We start from the raw sequence: 21,155 nt of genomic DNA on the forward strand, positions 1-21,155 counted from the left end.
TCAGTTCAAGAATTTAATTTTCGCACCAAGAATGTACGGCGCGGGGCCGATGTTCGGTCTCCCGGTGCGACGCTTTCGCGTTATGAAAGCATCTTTCCCATATAGATAGAAGGATTCGGGCCCCGGCGGGGGCTGGCACGTGATCCGGCTCGGGTTGGCAAGCTGTTTGCATTTCTCTTGGTGAAAGTAAATTTCCCTTGCGGAATAGACAGCCTGCAGCCGAGGAGCCCACCGCCCATGTTGCCCAGCGAAACCCAGAAAATCATCGACCAGCACGGCATCAGGTACGTGCTGGCGCAGTTTGTCGACATCCATGGCGCCGCCAAGACCAAGTCGGTGCCGGTCTGCGGCCTGGAGGCGGTGGCCGAGGCCGGCGCCGGCTTTGCCGGCTTCGCGATCAGCGGCATGGGCATGGAGCCCCACGGTCCGGACTTCATGGCCCGCGGCGACCTCTCCACCCTGACCCCGGTGCCCTGGCAGCCGGGCTACGGCCGGGTGCTGTGCATCGGCCACGTCGACGGCCAGCCGTGGCCCTACGACAGCCGCTACGTGCTGCAGCAGCAGGTGCAGCGCCTGGCCGACAAGGGCTGGACCCTGAACACCGGCCTGGAGCCGGAGTTCAGCCTGTTCCGCCGCGACGCGGCCGGCACCCTGCAACTGGTCGACGCCTCCGACAACCTCGACAAGCCCTGCTACGACTACAAGGGCCTGTCGCGCTCGCGCGAATTCCTCGAGCGGCTGACCGAGGCGCTGCAGCCGGTGGGCTTCGAGATCTACCAGATCGACCACGAGGACGCCAACGGCCAGTTCGAGATCAACTACACCTACAGCGACGCCATGACCTCGGCGGACCGCTTCACCTTCTTCCGCATGGCCGCCGGTGAGATCGCCAACGAGCTGGGGATGATCTGCTCGTTCATGCCCAAGCCGGACCCCAAGCGCGCCGGCAACGGCATGCACTTCCACCTGTCGATCAGCAGCGCGACCAGCAAGAACCTGTTCCATGACGCCAGCGACCCGAGCGGCATGGGCCTGTCGAAGATGGCCTACCACTTCATGGCTGGCCTGCTGGCTCATGGCCCGGCGCTGTGCGCCTTCGCCGCGCCGACGGTGAACTCCTACAAGCGCCTGGTGGTGGGCCGCTCGCTGTCCGGGGCGACCTGGGCGCCGGCGTTCATCACCTACGGCGCCAACAACCGCTCGGCGATGGTGCGCATCCCCTACGGGCGCATCGAGTTCCGCCTGCCGGACGCCGGTTGCAACCCGTACCTGGTCAGCGCCGCGATCATCGCCGCCGGCCTCGACGGCATCGACCGCCAGTTGGAGCCGGGCGCGGTGTGCAACGAGAACCTCTACAAGCTGAGCCTGGAGGAGATCGCCGCGCGCGGCATCGCCACCCTGCCGCAGAGCCTCAAGGAAGCCTGCGACGCCCTGGAGGCCGACCCGCTGTTCCGCGAGGTGCTTGGCCCGCAGATCGTCGACGAGTTCATCAAGCTCAAGCGCATGGAGTGGGTGGAGTACAGCCGCCACGTCTCCGACTGGGAAATCCAGCGTTACACCGAATTTTTCTGACCCGCTTCGGGCCGTCGCCCGCGTCGGCGGCGGCCACCTGCCTCCGAAGGAGAGTGAACATGTGTGGAATCGTAGGTCTTTACCTGAAGAACCCGGCGCTGGAGTCCCAGCTCGGCAAGCTGTTCGAGCCGATGCTGCTGGCGATGACCGACCGCGGCCCGGACAGCGCCGGCTTCGCCATCTACGGTGACGAAGTGGCCGACGGCTGGGTCAAGCTGACCCTGCAGAGCACGGTCGGCGAGTACGACTGGAAGGCCCTGATGGGCGCGCTGGAAGGCCGCCTGGGCTGCTCGCTGGACTGGTTCCAGAACGCCAGCGCCGCGGTGCTCAAGGTCGCCGCCGAGGAGGGCGCGGTGCGCGCCGCCCTCGCCGAGCTGGCCCCGGACGTGCGCATCATGAGCGCCGGGCAGAGCATCGAGATCCTCAAGGGCATGGGCCTGCCGGCGGAAATCGCCGCGCGCTTCCAGCTGGCCAACATGAAGGGCAGCCACATCATCGGCCACACCCGCATGGCCACCGAGAGCGCGGTGACCATGGAGGGCAGCCACCCGTTCTCCACCGGCGCCGACCTGTGCCTGGTGCACAACGGCTCGCTGTCCAACCACAGCCGCCTGCGCCAGGAACTCAAGCGCAAGGGCATCACCTTCGAGACCCTCAACGACACCGAGGTGGCTGCCGGCTACCTGACCTGGCGCCTGCAGGAGGGCGACTCGCTGAAGGAAGCGCTGGACCACTCGCTGGAAGACCTCGACGGCTTCTTCACCTTCGCCATCGGCACCCGCAACGGCTTCGCGGTGATCCGCGACCCGATCGCCTGCAAGCCGGCGATCCTCGCCGAAACCGACGACTACGTGGCCATGGCCTCGGAGTACCAGGCGCTGGCCAGCCTGCCGGGGATCGACAAGGCCAAGGTCTGGGAACCCGAACCCGCGACCATGTACATCTGGGAAAAGACTGCCTGAGGAGCGCACACATGAAGACCATCGACCTTTCCAAAGCTGAAGTGCGCGAACTGAACCAGGCCCTGCACGACCAGGCGAAAACCCTCGAAGAACGCGAGTGGGTCGTCACCCACTCGGACGGCAAGCACAACCTCGCCGTCGGCGTGAACGAAGCACTGTCCATCGATATCCAGGGCCATGCCGGCTACTACTGCGCCGGCATGAACCAGAAGGCCACCATCACCGTGCACGGCAACGTCGGCGTCGGCGTGGCGGAGAACATGATGTCCGGCTCGGTGCGGGTGAAGGGCAGCGCCTCGCAGGCGGCCGGCGCCACCGCCCACGGCGGCCTGCTGGTGATCGAGGGCGACGCCGGTGCGCGCTGCGGCATCTCGATGAAGGGCGTCGACATCGTGGTCGGCGGCAGCATCGGCCATATGAGCTGCTTTATGGGGCAGGCCGGACGCCTGGTGGTGTGCGGCGATGCCGGCGACGCGCTGGGCGATTCGCTGTACGAGACGCGCATCTACGTGAAGGGCACGGTCAAGTCGCTGGGCTCGGACTGCATCGAGAAGGAGATGCGCGCCGAGCACCTGGAGGAGCTGGCCGAGCTGCTGAACCGCGCCGGCTTCGACGAGGACCCGAAAGCCTTCAAGCGCTACGGCTCGGCCCGCCAGCTGTACAACTTCAAGGTCGACAACGCGTCCGCCTACTGATCGAGACCATCGACCGGGCCGCGGCGCGCGGCCCGGCCACCCGATTCCGGCTCGCTGGCGCCCTGCGCCGGCCGGCCACGAGGAGTAGCCCCATGAGCGAGAAACACACCCCGGTACTGCGCGAGTCCGCCACCTTCGACCGCCTGACCATCCAGGAAATCCAGCGCGCCGCCGAGACCGGCATCTACGACATCCGCGGTGGCGGCACCAAGCGCAAGGTGCCGCACTTCGACGACCTGCTGCTGCTCGGCGCCAGCATGTCGCGCTACCCGCTGGAAGGCTACCGCGAGAAGTGCGGCACCGACGTAGTGCTCGGCACCCGCTTCGCCAAGAAGCCGATCCACCTGAAGATCCCGGTGACCATCGCCGGCATGAGCTTCGGCGCGCTGTCGGCCAACGCCAAGGAAGCCCTCGGCCGCGGCGCGACCATCGCCGGCACCAGCACTACCACCGGCGACGGCGGCATGACCCCGGAAGAGCGCGGCCAGTCGCAGCACCTGGTCTACCAGTACCTGCCGTCGCGCTACGGCATGAACCCCGACGACCTGCGCAAGGCCGACGCCATCGAGATCGTCCTCGGCCAGGGCGCCAAGCCGGGCGGCGGCGGCATGCTGCTGGGCATGAAGGTCACCGAGCGCGTCGCCGGCATGCGCACCCTGCCGATCGGCGTCGACCAGCGCTCCGCCTGCCGCCACCCGGACTGGACCGGCCCGGACGACCTGGCGATCAAGATCGCCGAGATCCGCGAGATCACCGACTGGGAAAAACCGATCTACGTGAAGATCGGCGCCAGCCGCCCGTACTACGACGTCAAGCTGGCGGTGAAGGCCGGCGCCGACGTGATCGTCCTCGACGGCATGCAGGGCGGCACCGCGGCCACCCAGGAAGTGTTCATCGAACACGTCGGCATCCCGATCCTCTGCGCCATCCCGCAGGCCGTGCAGGCCCTGCAGGAGATGGACATGCACCGCAAGGTCCAGCTGATCGTCTCCGGCGGCATCCGCACCGGCGCCGACGTGGCCAAGGCCATGGCCCTGGGCGCCGACGCGGTGGCCATCGGCACCGCCGCGCTGATCGCCCTCGGCGACAACCACCCGCGCCTGGACGACGAGCTGAAGCAGATCGGCTCGGCCGCCGGCTTCTACGACGACTGGCAGAACGGCCGCGACCCGGCCGGCATCACCACCCAGGACCCGGAGCTGTCCAGGCGCCTCGACCCGGTGGAGGGCGGCCGCCGCCTGGCCAACTACCTGCGCGTGCTGGTGCTGGAGGCGCAGACCATGGCCCGCGCCTGCGGCAAGTCGCACCTGCACAACCTCGACCCCGAGGACCTGGTGGCGCTGACCGTGGAGTCCGCCGCCATGGCCCGCGTGCCGCTGGCCGGCACCGGCTGGATTCCGGGCCAGCAGTTCTGACCTGCCGGGCGGGCGCCGGCAGCGTAGCGGCGCCCGCCCGTTGGCCCGGACCCTGTGGGGGCGAATTCATTCGCCAGGCATGCCAACGGCCTGCGCTTGGTGATTCGGGGGCGCTTCGCGCCCCTTGGCGAATGAATTCGCCCCTGCAGGTCTGTATCCCGGCCGGAAACTTGCATTGCGTCACCACGATTTTCAGGAATCCTCCATGACCGTTCGAGGTACTTCACCATGTCGACCACAGCATCAGGTTCCACCCCGCTGCATCGCTCACTGAAGTTCGGCTTGCCGTTGTTGCTGATGTCCTTCGCCCCGCTGGCGCTGGCCGAGGAGGCCACGCTGGATACCGGCGTCACCGCCTGGATGATGACCGCCACCGTGCTGGTGCTGTGCATGTGCCTGCCCGGTCTGGCGCTGTTCTACGGCGGCCTGGTGCGCGCCAAGAACATGCTCTCGCTGTTTTCCCAGTGCTTCGCCATCGCCGGGGTGATCGGCGTGCTCTGGGTGCTCTACGGCTACAGCCTGGTGATCGACACCACCGGCATGGCGGCCGGCGAATACAGCTTCAACAGCTTCGTCGGCGGCCTGGAGCGCGCCATGCTCGCCGGCCTCAACGGCGACAGCCTGGTGCTGGGCATGCCGGAAGGGGTGTTCATCACCTTCCAGATGACCTTCGCCATCATCACCCCGGCGCTGATCGCCGGCGCCTTCGCCGAGCGCATGAAGTTCGTCGCCGCGGTGCTGTTCATGGCGCTGTGGTTCACCTTCGTCTATGCGCCGATGGCGCACATGGTGTGGGGCGGTCCCGGTGCACTGATGCACAACTGGGGTGCGCTGGACTTCGCCGGCGGCACCGCCGTGCACATCAACGCCGGCGTCGCCGCGCTGGCCGCCTGCCTGCTGCTGGGCAAGCGCAAGGGCTATCCGCACGTCGAGATCCGTCCGCACAACCTGCCGCTGGCGATGACCGGCGCGGCGCTGCTGTGGGTCGGCTGGTTCGGCTTCAACGTCGGCTCGGCCGCCGGGGTCGGCGGCGTGTCGGGCATCACCATGCTCAACACCCAGCTGGGCGCCTGCGCCGGCATCGTCGGCTGGATGGTCACCGAGCTGATCAAGGCCGGCCGGCCGAGCGCCATGGGCCTGGCTTCCGGCGCCATCGCCGGCCTGGTCGGCATCACCCCGGCCTGCGCCTACGTCGGTCCGGGCGGTGCGCTGGCCATCGGCCTGCTCAGCGGCGTGCTGTGCTACCTGGCGGTCACCTCGCTGAAGCAGCGCCTGGGCTATGACGACAGCCTCGACGTGTTCGGCCTGCACGGCGTCGGCGGCGTGGTCGGCGCCATCCTCACCGGCGTGTTCTGCGTGCCTGAGCTGGGCGGCTACGTCGAGGGCAGCGAGATCGCCACCCAGGTCTGGGCGCAGGTGAAGAGCGTGGCGTTCACCTTCGTCTACTGCTTCGTGGTCAGCTGGGTGCTGCTCAAGCTGGTCGACAAGCTGGTCGGCCTGCGCGTGGACGAGCAAGCCGAGGATCTCGGCCTCGATCTCGCCGAGCACAACGAGCGGGCGTACAGCCACTGATCGGCTGTCACGCCGCAAGCGAAACGCCGGGCATCTGCCCGGCGTTTCGCTTTGTGGTTCAGCGCAGCTGGCTGTCCTTGCTGCCGCGCCGGTTGTAGCCGCTGAACACCGCCTGCTGCTTGTCGTGCTCGCTCTGGCAGGCGACGCACAGGCGCACGCCGGGGATCGCCTGGCGGCGCGCCTCGGGGATCGGCGCGTCGCATTCCTCGCAGTGCGCGAGGCTCTCGCCGCGCGGCAGCTGGCTGCGCGCGCGGGCGATGGCGTCCTCGATGGTGCTGTCGATCTGCTCCTGTACCGCTCCGTCGCTGGTCCAGCCGCCGGCCATGTCGCCTCCGCAGGGGTGGGGGGATATCCGCAGATATGCGCCCCCGCCTGCGCCAATGCAAGGGGCGTGCGACTGGCGGAGCCTGCGGGGTGACTGCGCCCCGTCGCTGCCCCTATGCTCTGCGTCACGGGCGCCGCTGAGCGCCCGAGCGAACAAGAACAACAATGGGGTGGCAGCAATTGATCGTTCCACAGTACTGGGCCGAGGCCCGGGTGCAGTACCGGCGCAAGAACCGGCAGATCACCGTGCGGCGTTTCGGCTGGTCCGACGTCAGCCAGGCGGAGGCGCAGGCCCACGCCGAGCGGCGCGCGCAGGATGCGCTGGATGGCCTGCGCGACGGCGAGAAGCTGCCGCGCCGCGAGCCGAAGGTGGCCTACAACGGCGCCGACGGCGTGCCGATCCGCGAGGAGATAGTCGCGCGCCACGACGACGTGCTGATCACCCGCAACGGCTACGGTGCGCGCTGCCTGAACACGGCGGACGTGCTGTTCGCCGACATCGACTTCGCCTGCCGGCCCAGCCTGCGCTTCGCCGTCGGCGTGTTCGCCGCCCTGGCCGCGCTCGGTCTGCTGGCCAGCTGGCTGACTGGCTCGGTACTGCTGCTGGCGGCGCTGCTGCTGGTCGCCCTGGGCGCCTCGGGCGTGCTGGCCGGACGGGTGCACCGCCTGTACCTGGACTGGCATGGCGGCGCGCCGGCGCTGGCCCGCCAGCGCATCCTGCGCTTCCTCGAGCGCCATCCCGGCTGGAGCTTCCGCCTGTACCGCACCCCCGCCGGCCTGCGTGCACTGGCCACCCACGCCACCTTCGCCCCGGACGATCCGGCGGTGGCGCGCTGCTTCGCCGCGCTGGGGGTCGACCCGCTGTATGCACGCATGTGTCAGCGGCAGAAATGCTTCCGCGCGCGGCTCAGCGCCAAGCCCTGGCGCATGGGCATCGCCCACCACCTGAAGCCGCGCCCCGGCGTCTGGCCGGTGGCGCCGGAGCGCCTGCACATGCGCCGCGACTGGGTCGAGCGCTACGAGGCGGCGGCCAGCGGCTATGCGGCCTGCAGCTTCCTCGAGGTGCTCGGCAGCGGCGTGGTGGCGCCGGCAGTGGCCCGCGTGCAGTGGCTGCACGACGAGCTGTCGGGAGCCGTCAGCGGGCGGCCGATCGCCTGAGCGACGCGCCTCACTCCTTGACGTTCATGTGCTCGCGCGCCCAGGCGATGTAGTCGTCCGGGTGGGTGTACTTGGTCACCAGCTCCGAGGCGCTCAGGCCGTTGTCGCTGGCGATGCCGCGCTGCTCGCGCAGGCTGTCGTAGGTGGCCTTGATCGCCGCGAAGTAGGCGCCGTGGCCGTCGACCACGATACGCACGCCGAGGTCGGCCAGGCGGTTGTCGTCGCGCAGCTCCGGATTGCCGTAGGTGACCAGCATCAGCGGCACGTGCAGGCCTTCGGCGATGGCTTCCAGGTGGGCGAAGTCCTGCACGCCGACCAGGCAGATGCCGTCGGCGCCGGCGGCCTGGTAGGCCTGGGTGCGGTGGATCACGTCTTCCAGCGACTGCACGCCGGCATGGGTGCGGGCGATGATCGCCAGCGCCTTGTCGTCGCGCACTTCCTGGGCGGCGCGCAGCTTGCCGATGCCTTCCTCGACGCTGATCAGGTCGTAGGACTTGCGGCCGAACTGCGCCGGCAGCAGGGTGTCCTCGAGGGTCAGCGCGGCGACGCCGGCGCGCTCCAGCTCGATGACGGTGCGCATGGCGTTGAGCGCGTTGCCGTAGCCGTGGTCGGCGTCGGCGATCACCGGCAGGCGGGCGACGCGGCCGATGCGGGTGGCCTGCTCGGCGAATTCGCTGAGGGTGATCAGCGCCACGTCGGGGGCGGCGAGCACCTGCAGGGAGGCGACCGAGCCGCCGAGGATGCCGACCTCGAAGCCGAGGTCGGCGGCGATGCGTGCGGACAGGGGGTCGAACACCGAGGCAGTGTGGTAGCAGGCGTTGCTGGCCAGCAGGGCACGGAAGGCTTTGCGCAGTTGGTGGTGACAGGATTTCTGCATGCTTGTTATCCCTTGTGTCTTTGTCTTGTCTTGTACCTTTCAAGTATTGCAAATCCTGTACCCGAAGGTCGTATTGCGTGGTTTTCCTCGCTTTGCTGGGCGGCTGGCGCGCTGGAGTGGCGAACGGGCGCCGCTACCCGGTTCGGCGGTGGCGAAATTCCGCCGCTACCGGGGCATGCTAGAGCGTCAGGCTTTCAGCGAGCTTTCGCCGCGGAGCGGGCGTGGGCGGGGCGACGGATGGCGGCGCGACAACGGCACCTTGCCTGCGCGCCTCGCGCAAAGCGCCAGCGACTTCTATGGTGTTTAGGTCGCCCACCTTCGAGGACACCTGCATGAAGCTCTACTACACCCCCGGCGCCTGCTCGCTGGCGGCGCACATCGTGCTGTGCGAGCTGGGCCTGGAGCACGAACTGGTCCGGGTCGACCTGAAGACGCACACCGTCGCCGGGGGCGGCGATTTCTACGCCATCAACCCCAAGGGCTACGTGCCGGCCCTGGAGCTGGAGTACGACCAGGTGCTCACCGAGGATGCGGTCATCCTGCAGTACCTGGCCGAACTCAGGCCGGGCGCCGGCCTGCTGCCGCCGGCCGGCAGCATGGAGCGCTGGCGCGTGCTGGAGTGGCTCAACTTCATCAGCAGCGAGCTGCACAAGGGATTGGGGACGCTGTTCAACCCGGCGGTCACCCCGGAGTGGAAGCAGGCGGTGCTGGAGCGGGTGGGCCAGCGCCTGAACCTGGTCAACCAGGCGCTGAAGGGCAATGCCTTCCTCTGCGGCCGGCATTTCACCGTCGCCGATGCCTACCTGTTCACCATCGTCAGCTGGACCGGCTTCATGAAGATCGACCTGGCGCCCTGGCCGGATCTGGCGGCCTACCAGGCGCGGATGGCGGAGCGCCCGGCGGTGCAGCAGGCGATGCGCGAGGAGGGCTTGCTCAAGTAGCGCTGTGCAGATGCACAAGGGGCGCCTGCGGGCGCCCCTTGTGCTGTCGGTGGCGAAAGCGGCTTACAGGGTCTTGGAGACCGACAGCACGAAGTTGGCGTCGCAGTAGTCGGACTTGCCGCCGGCGGCGAAGCCTTTGCACTCGCTGTCGCTGAGGCTGGTGTCGGTGTAGGTCAGGCCGAAGTCCAGGCCGGCCAGGGTCCTGGTCAGGCCGATCGACCAGTCGTTGTAGGAGTCTTCGCTGGCGACGCCGGCGCTGTCGAGGAAGATGTCGTCCTTGAAGTCGTAGTTGCCGTACTGCAGGGCCAGGCCGATCTCGTAGGGCAGGGTGTACTCGTAGCCGACGTAGGAGTACAGGGTGCTGTTGTCGTCGGCGATGCCGTTGCCGCCGAACATCGGGAAGTCTTCGGAGTAGGCGGCGCCGACCTTGAAGCCGTAGGCGGTGACGCTGCCGTAGAACTCGCTGAAGTTGGCGGCGCTGGCGCCCGGGTAGTCGTACTTGATCCAGCCCAGGTCGTAGGAGACGTTCTCGGTGATGTCGTTGCCGAAGCCCAGGTAGTAGTCGAACTCGACGTTGGCGTCGTTGCCGTCGGCGGCGATGAAGTCGACGTTGGAGGCCCAGGTGCCGATGTACAGGCCGCTGTCGTGGGCCACGTCCAGGCCGCCCTGGATGGCGCCCTTGCCCTGGGTCTGGGAGACGCCGCGGAAGATGTAGTCCGTGGTCAGGCCGACGTTCATGCTGACGTCGAAGTCGCCCACCGGGCTTTGCACGGTTTCCGCGACGGCGAAGCTGGTGGCGGATACGGCGCTGGCGGCGGCGATGGCGAGGGTCAGTTTCTTGAGCATGGTCTTGGTCCCTAAGTTGGCAGCGAGGGTTCGGTCCCCGGCTTCTAAGTTCTGATACAGCTTTGGAATAAGCTGATCAGGCTTATGCATTTGCTTTGCCAACTCTGGAAAGACCTTGAAAATCAATGAGTTGCGTGTAAATTGCGGATCTTCCCGGGATTCCCGAGCGTGCCGGGCAGGGAAGGCCATGCACCAGCGTGGGGCGCGCTGGCGGCGGCCGGGCCTTCAACTGGGGCCCGGTTGCTCAGGCGGTCAGCCGCTCGCGCAGGCGCCCCAGCATGCCCAGCAGGTTGCCGACCTTGTGCCGCTCGGGCTCCTCCCTGGGCACCTCGGCCACGCGGCTCACCACGGCCTGCGGCTGCGCGCGCCAGCTCTGCGCCTGGCGCGCGGCGGCGCTCAGGCCCTTCTCGAACAGCCCGGGGCGGATCGGCTTGGGCAGGTAGCGGAAGATCTGCGCCTCGTTGATCAGGCGCAGCAGCGACTGGGTGTCGCGGAACGGCGTGACCACCAGGCTGAGCAGGCGCGGATGGGCCTGGGCCAGGGTCTTGAGCAGCGGCGCGGTGTCCTCGCCGGCCAGGCGTAGGTCGCTGATCAGCAGGTCGACGCGCTCGGTGTTGAGCTGGTGCAGGGCCTCGGGCAGGTTGCGCGCGCGCAGCAGGCGGTGGCCGCCGGCGTCGCAGAAGCCGGCGACGCTGGACAGGGTCTGTGCGTCGTCGTCGAGCAGCAGCACGTTGAGCGGCAGCGCCGGGGCTTCGTCGCGCGTCTCCGCCGGCATCTGCCGGGCGGCGATCTCCGCGGCCTGGCGCAGGGTGAAGGCCATCTCCTGCGGGTCCCAGGGCTTGGTCAGGTAGCGGAAGATGCCGCCGTTGTTGAGCGCATCGACCGCCGCGTCGAGGTCCGAGTAGCCGGTGAGCAGGATGCGCAGGGTCTGCGGGGCGATGGCGCTGGCCTGCTCGAGCAGCTCGGCGCCGCTCATCTGCGGCATGCGCTGGTCGCTGACGATGATCTGCACCGCCTCGCTCTTCAGGCGCTCCAGCGCGCGCTGCGGGTCGCTCTCGGTGAGCACCTCGTACTGGCGGCGGAACTGCATGGCCAGGCTGCGCAGGATGCGTTCTTCGTCGTCGACGAACAGGATGCGGATCGGTGCGGTCATGTCAGGCACTCTCCTTGAGCTGGGACGCTTGCGGGCGCGGCAGGCTGATCAGGAAGCGCGTGCCGCGCCCCGGTTCGGAGGCGACGCGGATGCTGCCGCCGTGGTCCTGGATGATCTTGAAGCTGATCGACAGGCCGAGGCCGGTGCCCTGGCCGACCGGCTTGGTGGTGAAGAAGGGGTCGAAGATCTTCGCCAGCACCTCGGGCGGCATGCCCTTGCCGCTGTCCTGCACGGAGACGAACACCGCGGCGTCGTCGGCCCAGGTCTTCACCAGGATGCGGCCGAAGCCGTCCATGGCCTGGGCGGCGTTGTTGAGCAGGTTGAGCAGCACCTGGTTGATCTGCGACGGCGCGCAGGGGATGCGCGGCAGCTCGCCGAGGCGGGTGGTCACCTCGGCGCGCTCCTTGAGGTTGTTGCGGGCGATCAGCAGGGCGCTGCGCACGCAGTCGTTGAGGTCGATCTCCTCGCTCATGGCGCGGTCGAGGCGGGCGAAGTCCTTGAGGCCGGCCACCAGTTCGCCGATCTGGCCGAGGCCGTAGAGGGTGTCGTCGAACAGCTGCTCGAGGTCCTCGGCCAGGCCGTCGGCGGCAGCGGCCTCGCGGTTGCGGCTGGCGTTGTCCAGCGCGCTGGCCAGGCGGGTCTCGTCGCAGTCCGGGTCGTGCAGGCAGGCGATCAGCTCGCGCTGCGCCTCGGCCAGCTGCAGCAGCGGCGCCTGCAGCTCGCGCAGCAGCTGCACGTTGTTCTTCACGTAGCCGAGCGGGGTGTTCAGCTCGTGGGCGACGCCAGCGACCATCTGGCCGAGCGAGGCCATCTTCTCCGACTGCACCAGCTGCGCCTGGGATTCCTTGAGGTCGATCAGCGTGCGGCGCAGCACCGCGTTGCGCTGGGCGACGCGCTTCTCCATGGCCTTGAGCAGGTCGAGCACGGTGCCCAGGCCCCGGTAGCGGCCTTCGCCGTCGACCAGGATGAAGTCCTCGGTGATCGGGTATCTGAGCTGCGAGGTGACCACCTGGGCGGCCTCCTCGAGACAGTTTTCCAGGCTGACCACCAGCGGCGCCGGGTTCATCACCTCGCGCACCGGCTTGCGCCCGTGCAGGTCGCGGCCGAAGCGCAGCATGAAGATGTCCTGCAGGGTGTAGCGGCTGATCAGGCCCAGCGGGCGGCCATCGGCGTCGACCACCGGCAGCGACAGGAACGCCTTGCACTCCGGGGTGAGCAGACGGTCGGCGACGTCGACGATGCTCATCTCGGCCTCCAGCGGCGCCACGGGCATCAGCAGGTAGTTCAGGACTCTCTGGTGGGTCATGGCAGCTCCCGGCCTCCGGTTGCGAGAGGCCGCCATTGAAACAGCGCAAGGTTGCGATGGTGTGAACGCGGCCCGCTGGCGCCGGCGGTTTTCCGCCGGCCGGCGAATGGCGTATCCGCCGGCGGCGGCATCGGCGAAAATGCCGGCGAATTTCCTTGGCTCCCAACAGGACCTCCCCATGAAAGACCCGCTGGTTGAGCTGATCACCCTGATCAGCTCGGGCTGCATGCGCGACGACGAGATCGCCCGCATCGCCGACGAGGCCGCCCAGGCCTATGCCGATCCGCAGGCGTTCCTCGCCGCCAATCCCGACATCAACTACGACGACGACTACCCCATCCCGCTGGGCGAATGGGTGGTGGTCGGCAGCCTGCCGGACACCGTGCTGTTCCTGGGCGACAGCCCCAGCGAGCTGTTCCAGCAGATCCGCGACTCCTTCGGCCCGGGCGTGCCCTTCGTGCTCACCGCCAAGCAGCTGGCCAAGGCCGACCTGCTCGCCGGCCTGCGCCGCATCCAGGTGCAGCTGAGCGCGCTGTATCCGGAGAAGGGCGGCTACGTGCTGGTCGACTTCAGCGAGCCGCTGGACGACGAGCTGCAGTGCGTGCTGGTGTACACCGCCGACCTGCCGCGGGTGCTGGAGCTGGCGGTGGAGGTGGGCATCTACGCCGCGCCGGCCTACGAGAGCCTGCGGGCGCAGCTCGAGGAAGGCGGCGAGGACGAGTAAGCGTCCCGGCCGCGCCCTGTCGGCGTCGCCCGCCCCATTTTCGCCCCGCGTGCGCAAGGGCTGTGCACGCGGTCGTCGGCCGGGCTCCCGCTGGACGAAGCGAATTTCCCTGCTCCCGCTGAAACCCTCGTCAAATCAACGGATTGAAAGAGTCTGGCATGCCATGTGCTTTCCCTTTGAGAACAAAATGTTCTCTTGGGTAATCTTATCCGTCGTGCAGCGGCCCCCGGCCGCGTTGCCCGGCGGGAGCACGGGAGGGGTGGCGGATGAGTGGCGCGGTTACGGGCGCAATGCCCAGCAAGCCGGTGTACGCACCGGAGGTTTCCATCCTCGCCAGCGGGCGACGCCTGCTGGTGATCCAGGATGCCGGCGCGGAGGAGGCTGCCCGGCTGCACGGGCAACTGACGGCCGACGGCCGGGCGGTGGAGCGGGTCGCCCTGCACGGCGAAGCCGGCGGCGGCGATTTCGAGCTGCTGCAGGTGCGCGTGCTCGCCCTGCTGTCGGCGGCACCGGTCGGCAGCCGCCTGTACGTCTGCGGCGACGAGAGCTTCCTCTGGCGCGTCTACCGCCTGGCGCGCAGCAGCGGCCTGCTCGCCGAGGAGATCGAACTGGTGCGCGCCGGCAGCCGCCGCGAGCTGTACTGCGTGCACTGCGCGCACCTGCAGAGTATCGGCGGCGAGGGTGAGGTGACCTGCCAGGGCTGCGGCGTGCGCCTGCTGGTGCGCGAGCATTTCTCCCGGCGCCTGGGCGCCTACATGGGCGTGTGCCTGGACCCGGACCAGCCCTTCGCGGAGGCCCGGCCATGAACGGACTGCTCGACGTGCGGGTGGCCGCGGTGCGCCAGCTGACCCCGCTGGTGCGCGAATTCACCTTCGAGGCCGCGCACGGCATGCTGCCCGGCTTTTCCGCCGGCAGCCATGTGCTGGTGCACCTGCCGACGGCGCAGCGCACCCTGCGCAACGCCTACTCGCTGCTCGGCGACCCGGCCGATGCGCAGCGCTACCGCATCGCCGTGCGCCTGCAGGAGGACTCGCGCGGCGGCTCGCGCTTCCTGCACGAGCAGGTGGGCGAGGGCGAGCGCCTGCAGCTGTCGCCGCCGGCCAACCTGTTCGCCCTGCATTCCCAGGCGCAGCATCACCTGCTGATCGCCGGCGGCATCGGCATCACCCCGTTCCTCTCCCAGATCGCCGAACTGCAGCGCCGCGGCGCCAGCTTCGAGCTGCACCATGCCTGCCGCGGCGGGCTCACCGATGCCTATCGCGACGAGCTGACCGCACGTCTCGGCGCACGCTTCCACGCTTACGACGCCGGCGCCGGCGCGCGCCTCGACCTGGCGGCCGTGCTGGCCGGCCAGCCGCTCGGCAGCCACGTCTACGTCTGCGGTCCGCAGCGGCTGATCGACGGCGTGCGCGAGGCGGCCGCCGCTCTCGGCTGGCCGGCGCAGCGGGTGCACTGGGAAGCCTTCGCCGCCGCGCCCGGTGCCGGTGCGCCGGCCGAACCCTTCGTCGCCGAGCTGGCGGGGAGCGGCCGGCGCATCGCGGTGCCCGCCGAGGTCAGCCTGCTGGAGGCGCTGGAAGCCGCCGGGGTGGCGGTGCCCAGCCTGTGCCGCGGCGGGGTCTGCGGTCAGTGCGCGACGCGCCATCTCGCCGGCGAGGTCGAGCATCGCGACGCATGCCTCGGCGCCGCCGAGCGCACCCGCCAGCTGATGCCCTGCGTTTCCCGCGGCCGTTGCGGCAGCACCCTGTTGCTCGATCTCTGAGAGGAGTAGTCCGTCATGCCCGTCACCCTCAAGCCGCTGGAAAGCTACCGGGACGATTTCACCTTCCGCAACAGCCCGCAGGCCATCGCCCGCTTTCCCTTCCCGTTCCCCGAAGACCAGTACATGTACTCGGTCAACATCGAGCCGGCCGGCTGCGGCGCGCCGGGCTCGGTGTTCGAGCACTGCTTCGACATCGACGAGCACTACCGCTCGGAAACCGCCGAGCGCGCGCGGGTGCTGGCCCGCGATCCGCTGCGCTGCGTGGTCATGCCGCACATGCACGAGGCCTGCTGGGACGCGCTGGAAATGCTGATGACCCACCTGGCCGCCGATTACCCGGAGTTGTTCCGCCTGACCCGCGACGGCGACCAGTGGACCTGGGAGAACCACGCCCTCGACCTCTGCCAGCGCTTCACCTTCGGCGACGCCGACACCTTGCCCTACGAGCCGCTGGAGTACATCGGCCGCCAGGTGCAGGGCGACTTCGCCCTGCTCGACCAGCGCGACGGCGACCTGTTCATGGACGCCGGCCTGGTCACCGGGCCGGCCGACTGGTCGCTGGCCTTCGACGCCGGCATGAGCTTCAGGCAGTGGCATGCGCCGGTGCCGATGGCCCACCAGCTGGGCGTGTTCGACCGCGCGCTGAAGTTTTTGCTGAACATCCCGGTCGAGCGCCCGGCGCGCCGGCTGAACTGGACCATGACCGTCAACCCGCGTCTGGACACTTCCTCGGAAACCTTCCACGAGTGGGGCCACGAGCGCGGCCTGGTCACCGCGGACAACGTCGCGAAACTGGTGCACCTGCGCGTCGAGCTGCAGCACATGGCGCGCCTGCCGCGCAGCAACGCGCTGCTGTTCGGCATCCGCACCTACCTGATCAGCCTCGAGGAGCTGGCGAGCAACCCGGTCTGGGCGCGGCGCCTGCACCGCGTGCTGCGCGACCTGCCCGAGGCCATCGCCGACTACAAGGGCCTGACCCGCTACCGGCAGACGGTGGTGGACTGGCTGCGCCAGTACGACCCCGACGCCGAGGTCGCTGCGTAGCGTTACCCACCATGGCCGGTGGATAAGCCGCAGGCGGCGTCATCCACCCTGCGATTACCCGAATACCCCGACCGCCTTGCGTGCGCCGGATGGGCCGGCGCGCGCCCGAAAGATCAAGGAGAACGACATGGCCAATTCCTGGCGAATTTCCGCCCTGGCTTCCCGCCATCGCGCCCTCGGCTCGGCCCTCGAGGACTGGAACGGCATGGGCACCGCCTGGACCTACGGCGCCACCTCGCTGGCCGAGGCCCACGAGGCGATCCGCACCCGTGCGGGACTGATGGACGTGTCCGGGCTGAAGAAGGTCCACTACGTCGGCCCGCACGCCGAATCGCTGCTCGAATACGCCACCAGCCGCGACATTTCCAGGCTGTATCCGGGCAAGTCGGTGTACGCGACCATGCTCAGCGAGAGCGGCAAGTTCGTCGACGACTGCGTGATCTACCGCACCGGCCCCAACGCCTTCATGGTGGTGCACGGCGCAGGCCAGGGCTACGAGATGCTGGTGCGCTCGGCCCAGGGCCGCCAGGTGGCGGTGCTGTTCGACGACGACCTGCACGACCTGTCGCTGCAGGGCCCGCTGGCGGTGGATTTTCTCGCCGAGCACGTGCCGGGCATCCGCGAGCTGCCGTACTTCCACCACCTGCAGACCAGGCTGTTCGGCTGCCCGGTGATGATCTCGCGCACCGGCTACACCGGCGAGCGCGGCTACGAGATCTTCTGCAAGGCCGCCGACGCCCCGCTGCTCTGGGACACCATCCTGGAGAAGGGCAAGGCGCTGGGCATCATCCCCTGCGCCTTCACCGCGCTGGACTGGCTGCGGGTGGAGAGCTACCTGCTGTTCTTCCCCTACGACAACTCGGAGATGTACCCCTTCGCCGACCAGGCCGCCGGCGACACCCTGTGGGAGCTGGGCCTGGACTTCACCGTGTCGCCGACCAAGGGCGAGTTCCGCGGTGGCCTGGAACATGCAAGGCTCAAGGGCAAGGAGCGTTTCCGGATCTTCGGCGTGCTGCTCGAGGGCGAGCAGGCCGCCGCCGGCGGCGACAGCCTGTGGGCCGACGACCGCCAGGTCGGGGTGATCACCTGCGCCATGTACTCGCGTCTGACCGGCCAGTCGATGGCCATCGCGCGGATGGAGGTGCCCTACGCCGAGCAGGGTTGCCCGCTGGAGGTGCGCGGCAGCCTGGAGGTCAAGGCCATCGCCCACAGCATGCCGTTCGACGATCCGGAGAAGAAGAAGCGTACGGCCAAGGGCTGATCAGTAGGGTGCGCCGTGCGCACCGCTCTCCACGTCGGGGCGGTGCGCATGGCGAACCCTGCGAATAGATACCGGCGCCGCCCGCACGATGGGCGGCGTCCGTCAACGCGTTCCTGGGGCAGGAACCGGGCGGCACACGGACGTGCCGCCTGATTTTCATTGCAAGGGGGGAGACATGTTCACCGGTACCAGCGCCGGCTGGTGGTTCCTGATCAGCGCCGGCATCTGCGAGATCTGCTACGCCGCCGTCATCCCGAGGACCGCAGGCTTCACCCGCCTGTGGCCGACGCTCTACTGCGCGCTGTTCATCGGCCTCAGCCTGTACCTGCTGGCCCTGGCCATGCGCACCCTGCCGGTGGGCACCGCCTATGCGGTGTGGGTCGGCATCGGTGCGGTGGGCACGGCGATCTACGGCATCGCCTTCCTTGGCGAGGCTGCCAACGCCGGGCGTATCGCCTGCCTGGCGCTGATCGTCGCCGGGGTGGTCGGGCTCAAGCTGTTTTCGCCGCAACTGGCCTGAGCCGCGCAGCGGCTCATCTGCGCCGGCGGGCCGGCGCCATGCCGCCAGTCGTCCCACCATGCCGGTCGGATATTTTCCGCTTCTGCGGAAAGTCGCAGCGACGCCCTCCAGCGTGGCTGCTAGCCTTATTCCTACAAGAACAACAGCCATAAGGAGGCAAGGGATGGACATGGCGTATTGCCCGGAGTCGTGGCTGGATGCGTCGCAGGCTCTGGATCGTTTGCGTGAACTGACCGGCCTGTCCCTGGGCAGCCGGCAGTTGCTGACCCTGTGCCAGGCCGAGCTGTGCCGGGTCTTCATCGATTGCTCCTTCGCCCATGGCGTGGTCGACGCCGAACAGATGTTCGTGCGGCGGGTCCGCGGCATTGGCTGCTGCCAGCTGCTCGATGGCGGCGAGTGGAGCGGGGCGGGCGCCTCCGGCATGCTGACCGTCAGCGGCAGCGTGGTGGTGTACGGGAGCGTCTGGGTGTACGAGGCCGAGCAGGGGCGTCCCGGCCGGGAGGAGGGGGTCTGGCGCATGAGCCTCGGCGCGCTGTCGCGCAGGCTGTATTTCAGCCCCGGCGATCTGCTGGGCCTTGCCGAGCGGATCCGCGAGGGCGAGCAGCGGCTGCAGGCGCGTCGCGCCTCGGCCTGACGCATGAGGTTTTCCCCGCAGGCGGCAAGGCAGGATCGCACTCCTGCCCTTGCTGCCGCCTGACGCGCGCGGTCGCCGCAGCAGACCGACTTCCCGGCTGCGATGGCGCGCCCGGACTGGCGCAGGTTGCGCCTGCCCGGCGCTCGCGCGAGGCGTTCAGGGCCTGGCGAAGCGCGCCAGCTGCATCTCGCGCAGGCGGCTCAGCGTGCGGCGGAACGGGAAGGCCAGGCCGCCCTCGGTGTACAGCTGCTCCAGCGCCACCTGCGCTTCCAGGTACAGCGGCACGCGGCGGTCGTAGCACTCGTCGACCAGGGCGATGAAGCGCCGCACGCTGTCGTCGAGCACCGACAGCTCGGGCAACTGGCGGTCGCCGGCGACCACCCGTTCCACGCCGTCCTCGGTGCCGCGGGCGATGCGCGCGGCGCGCCGGCGGGCGCTGAGGTTGGGCACTTCGCCGAGCAGGATCGCCGGGAAGCGGTCGCACAGGGCGATGAAGTCGAAGGCCGCCAGCGGCTGCTGGCAGAGGTCGGCGTAGCGGCACCAGAGCGCCGCCGGGCTGTGGCGCAGCGCGCCGATCCGGCGCGGGCCGATCTCGACCGGCTCGGTGGACACCGGCAGGCCGGCGCTCAGCTGCGCGAACACCGCCTCCAGCGCGCTGGGCTGGCCGGTCTCGGCGATCCAGTAGCGCTGCTGCAGCGCGCCGGGATGCAGGCGGTGATCGGTGCCGCCGTCCACCGCCACCACCTGCATGTGCCGCTCGAGGGCGGCGATCGCCGGCAGGAAGCGCTGGCGGTTGAAGCCATCGGCGTACAGCTGCGCCGGCGGCTGGTTGGAGGTGGCGACCACGGTGACCTGCTCGACGAACAGCGCCTGCAGCAGCGGGCCGAGCAGCATGGCGTCGCCGATGTCGCTGACGAACAGCTCGTCGAAGCACAGCACGCGCACCTCGGCGGCCAGTTCGCGGGCCAGCGCCGGCAGCGGGTCGGCGGTGCCGGTGAGCTGGAACAGGCGGCGGTGCACCCAGCGCATGAAATGGTGGAAGTGCTGGCGCCGCGCCGGCACCTGCAGGCTGGCGTGGAACTGGTCCATCAGCCAGGTCTTGCCGCGGCCGACCGGCCCCCACAGGTACACCCCGCGTGGCGGCGGGCCGCTGCGGTGCAGCGCCGCATGGCAGTCGTCCAGCAGCTGCGCGGCCTGGCGCTGGGCCTCGTCGGCCTGGAAGCCGGCGGCGACGGCGGCCTGCCAGGCGGCCAGCGGCGCCAGGGGGCGGTGCTCGGTGGCGCCGTGCGGCATTCAGGCCTGCCCCGCGTCGTCGACGCCGATGTCCTCGTTCCACAGCTCGGGACGCGCAGCGATGAACTCGCGCATCAGGGCGATGCAGGTTTCATCCTGCAGCACCTCGACCTGCACGCCGCGCGCGCGCAGCAGCTCCTCCTCGCCCATGAAGGTACGGTTCTCGCCGACGATCACCTTCGGGATGCCGTAGAGCAGGATGGCGCCGCTGCACATCGGGCAGGGCGACAGGGTGGTGTAGAGCACCGCGTCGCGGTAGACGCTGGCCGGCTGGCGGCCGGCGTTCTCGAAGGCGTCCATCTCGCCGTGGCGGATGGCGCTGCCCTGCTGCACCCGGCGGTTGTGGCCGCGGCCGATGATGCGGCCCCGGTGGACGATCACCGAGCCGATGGGGATGCCGCCCTCGGCGAGGCCCGCTCGGGCTTCCTCGATGGCGGCTTGCATGAACGGATCCATGGGGCTTCCTCGCGATGGAACGGTCGGGAAGCCATCATAACCCTGTCCGGCGCGTTGGCCGATGTGTTGCCGGAAATCTGCGCCCCGGGCCGCGGCAGCCCGGGGGCGGGACATCAGCGGTTGGTGCTGCCCATCAGCACGCCGTACTGCTTGCGGCTGAAGCCGGCGGTCAGCGGGGCACCTTCGTAGTTGCAGGTGACGCTCACCTTGATGCCCTGCTGGTGGTCGTAGTAGGTGTGGTTGTCGGGCTTGTCGATGGCCAGTTCGAGCGCGCTGGCGTCGACGCCCAGTTCCTTGAGCGCCGCCACCGAGTCGAGCGGCTGCTTCGGGCTGCACGGGGGAGTACCGCGGAACTCGACGTCGGCGTAGCCGATGCTGGTGCCGTCGGCCTCGAGGAAGACATGGTGCCTGGCGGTGTCGAACACCACGTTGTTGGCCTGGTTGGGCTGCACGCCGGCGCGGCTGGCGGCTTCCTTCACCGGCAGGTCGAGGTACTTGAACGGCTGTTGGGCGGGATCGCCCTGGGCGACGGCCTGGTGGGCGACGACGAGGAGAGCGACAGCGGGTGCAAAGCAGCGAATTTTCATTTTTCTAGTTTTCTTTCGTTATTGGCCAAGAAACCCCCCATGGGGCCGTGAGCGGC

Annotated in this window: 23 protein-coding genes; 15 read left to right on the forward strand and 8 right to left on the reverse strand. The window is 69.1% G+C overall.

Features of this window, described 5'->3' with window-relative positions; genetic code table 11:
- The first annotated feature begins 237 nt into the window (after positions 1-237).
- The 5 genes from glnT (at position 238) to E5198_RS07250 (ending at position 6,216) form a co-directional block, all read left to right on the forward strand.
- Positions 238-1,572, forward strand: a complete 1,335-nt coding sequence (gene glnT, locus E5198_RS07230; protein WP_136489326.1) for a type III glutamate--ammonia ligase — start codon at positions 238-240, stop codon at positions 1,570-1,572.
- A gap of 59 nt (positions 1,573-1,631) precedes the next feature.
- Positions 1,632-2,534, forward strand: coding sequence for a glutamine amidotransferase family protein (locus E5198_RS07235; RefSeq protein ID WP_136489327.1), 903 nt, complete (start codon positions 1,632-1,634; stop codon positions 2,532-2,534).
- A gap of 11 nt (positions 2,535-2,545) precedes the next feature.
- On the forward strand, positions 2,546-3,229 hold the full coding sequence (locus E5198_RS07240) for a protein glxC (protein ID WP_136489328.1): 684 nt from the start codon (positions 2,546-2,548) through the stop codon (positions 3,227-3,229).
- A 92-nt stretch (positions 3,230-3,321) separates the two neighbouring features.
- On the forward strand, positions 3,322-4,644 hold the full coding sequence (locus tag E5198_RS07245) for an FMN-binding glutamate synthase family protein (RefSeq protein WP_136489329.1): 1,323 nt from the start codon (positions 3,322-3,324) through the stop codon (positions 4,642-4,644).
- A gap of 297 nt (positions 4,645-4,941) precedes the next feature.
- Positions 4,942-6,216, forward strand: coding sequence for an ammonium transporter (locus E5198_RS07250; RefSeq protein WP_256659004.1), 1,275 nt, complete (start codon positions 4,942-4,944; stop codon positions 6,214-6,216).
- A gap of 58 nt (positions 6,217-6,274) precedes the next feature.
- Here the strand turns inward: E5198_RS07250 and E5198_RS07255 are convergent, their stop codons facing one another.
- Entirely contained in the window at positions 6,275-6,541 is a 267-nt protein-coding gene (locus E5198_RS07255; protein WP_136489331.1) for a DksA/TraR family C4-type zinc finger protein, read from the reverse strand.
- A 179-nt stretch (positions 6,542-6,720) separates the two neighbouring features.
- Between E5198_RS07255 and E5198_RS07260 the strand changes: the two genes are divergently transcribed.
- Positions 6,721-7,698: a hypothetical protein gene (locus E5198_RS07260; protein ID WP_136489332.1), complete on the forward strand. Its 978-nt coding sequence runs from the start codon at positions 6,721-6,723 to the stop codon at positions 7,696-7,698.
- Between the two features lie 10 nt (positions 7,699-7,708).
- Here the strand turns inward: E5198_RS07260 and E5198_RS07265 are convergent, their stop codons facing one another.
- Positions 7,709-8,575: an oxaloacetate decarboxylase gene (locus E5198_RS07265; RefSeq protein ID WP_136489333.1), complete on the reverse strand. Its 867-nt coding sequence runs from the start codon at positions 8,573-8,575 to the stop codon at positions 7,709-7,711.
- On the opposite strand from E5198_RS07265, the gene E5198_RS07270 reads away from it, so the two are divergent.
- Both E5198_RS07270 and gstA read left to right on the forward strand, forming a co-directional pair.
- The gene (locus E5198_RS07270; protein ID WP_136489334.1) at positions 8,574-8,882 is read left to right on the forward strand and encodes a hypothetical protein; all 309 of its coding nucleotides are present in this window, start codon (positions 8,574-8,576) and stop codon (positions 8,880-8,882) included. The two genes, E5198_RS07265 and E5198_RS07270, sit on opposite strands and share 2 nt — an antisense overlap.
- 25 nt (positions 8,883-8,907) lie before the next feature.
- A complete protein-coding gene (gene gstA, locus E5198_RS07275) occupies positions 8,908-9,516 on the forward strand; it encodes a glutathione transferase GstA (RefSeq protein WP_136489335.1) in 609 nt (202 codons plus the stop codon).
- 63 nt (positions 9,517-9,579) lie between these two features.
- On the opposite strand, the gene E5198_RS07280 is transcribed toward gstA, so the two are convergent.
- The 3 genes from E5198_RS07280 to E5198_RS07290 all read right to left on the reverse strand — a co-directional run bounded on the left by E5198_RS07280 (position 9,580) and on the right by E5198_RS07290 (position 12,821).
- Positions 9,580-10,362 carry a TorF family putative porin gene (locus E5198_RS07280; RefSeq protein WP_136489336.1) on the reverse strand — a complete coding sequence of 261 codons (783 nt, stop codon included), beginning with the start codon at positions 10,360-10,362 and terminating at the stop codon, positions 9,580-9,582.
- Positions 10,363-10,606: 244 nt separating this feature from the next.
- Entirely contained in the window at positions 10,607-11,515 is a 909-nt protein-coding gene (locus E5198_RS07285) for a response regulator (protein ID WP_136489337.1), read from the reverse strand.
- A 1-nt stretch (position 11,516) separates the two neighbouring features.
- Positions 11,517-12,821, reverse strand: coding sequence for an ATP-binding protein (locus E5198_RS07290; RefSeq protein WP_136489338.1), 1,305 nt, complete (start codon positions 12,819-12,821; stop codon positions 11,517-11,519).
- A gap of 178 nt (positions 12,822-12,999) precedes the next feature.
- Between E5198_RS07290 and E5198_RS07295 the strand changes: the two genes are divergently transcribed.
- The 7 genes from E5198_RS07295 to E5198_RS07325 all read left to right on the forward strand — a co-directional run bounded on the left by E5198_RS07295 (position 13,000) and on the right by E5198_RS07325 (position 18,763).
- Positions 13,000-13,545 carry a hypothetical protein gene (locus E5198_RS07295; RefSeq protein WP_136489339.1) on the forward strand — a complete coding sequence of 182 codons (546 nt, stop codon included), beginning with the start codon at positions 13,000-13,002 and terminating at the stop codon, positions 13,543-13,545.
- A 290-nt stretch (positions 13,546-13,835) separates the two neighbouring features.
- Positions 13,836-14,351 carry a dimethylamine monooxygenase subunit DmmA family protein gene (locus E5198_RS07300; protein ID WP_136489340.1) on the forward strand — a complete coding sequence of 172 codons (516 nt, stop codon included), beginning with the start codon at positions 13,836-13,838 and terminating at the stop codon, positions 14,349-14,351.
- Positions 14,348-15,304, forward strand: coding sequence for a PDR/VanB family oxidoreductase (locus tag E5198_RS07305; protein ID WP_136489341.1), 957 nt, complete (start codon positions 14,348-14,350; stop codon positions 15,302-15,304). The genes E5198_RS07300 and E5198_RS07305 overlap by 4 nt, the downstream gene beginning before the upstream one ends.
- 15 nt (positions 15,305-15,319) lie before the next feature.
- Entirely contained in the window at positions 15,320-16,348 is a 1,029-nt protein-coding gene (locus tag E5198_RS07310; protein WP_136489342.1) for a DUF3445 domain-containing protein, read from the forward strand.
- Between the two features lie 127 nt (positions 16,349-16,475).
- Positions 16,476-17,609 (forward strand): aminomethyltransferase family protein, encoded by a 1,134-nt coding sequence (locus E5198_RS07315; protein ID WP_136489343.1) that lies wholly within the window; start codon positions 16,476-16,478, stop codon positions 17,607-17,609.
- A 175-nt stretch (positions 17,610-17,784) separates the two neighbouring features.
- On the forward strand, positions 17,785-18,129 hold the full coding sequence (locus tag E5198_RS07320; RefSeq protein ID WP_136489344.1) for a multidrug efflux SMR transporter: 345 nt from the start codon (positions 17,785-17,787) through the stop codon (positions 18,127-18,129).
- A gap of 163 nt (positions 18,130-18,292) precedes the next feature.
- On the forward strand, positions 18,293-18,763 hold the full coding sequence (locus E5198_RS07325; RefSeq protein ID WP_136489345.1) for a hypothetical protein: 471 nt from the start codon (positions 18,293-18,295) through the stop codon (positions 18,761-18,763).
- Positions 18,764-18,919: 156 nt separating this feature from the next.
- On the opposite strand, the gene zapE is transcribed toward E5198_RS07325, so the two are convergent.
- The 3 genes from zapE to E5198_RS07340 all read right to left on the reverse strand — a co-directional run bounded on the left by zapE (position 18,920) and on the right by E5198_RS07340 (position 21,099).
- Positions 18,920-20,056: a cell division protein ZapE gene (zapE, locus tag E5198_RS07330; protein ID WP_136489346.1), complete on the reverse strand. Its 1,137-nt coding sequence runs from the start codon at positions 20,054-20,056 to the stop codon at positions 18,920-18,922.
- Entirely contained in the window at positions 20,057-20,512 is a 456-nt protein-coding gene (locus E5198_RS07335; RefSeq protein WP_136489347.1) for a nucleoside deaminase, read from the reverse strand. It lies immediately after the preceding gene.
- A 113-nt stretch (positions 20,513-20,625) separates the two neighbouring features.
- The gene (locus E5198_RS07340; protein ID WP_136489348.1) at positions 20,626-21,099 is read right to left on the reverse strand and encodes a hypothetical protein; all 474 of its coding nucleotides are present in this window, start codon (positions 21,097-21,099) and stop codon (positions 20,626-20,628) included.
- Positions 21,100-21,155 lie beyond the last annotated feature (56 nt).

Source organism: Pseudomonas sp. A-1 (assembly GCF_004801855.1).
Lineage (GTDB): Bacteria > Pseudomonadota > Gammaproteobacteria > Pseudomonadales > Pseudomonadaceae > Geopseudomonas.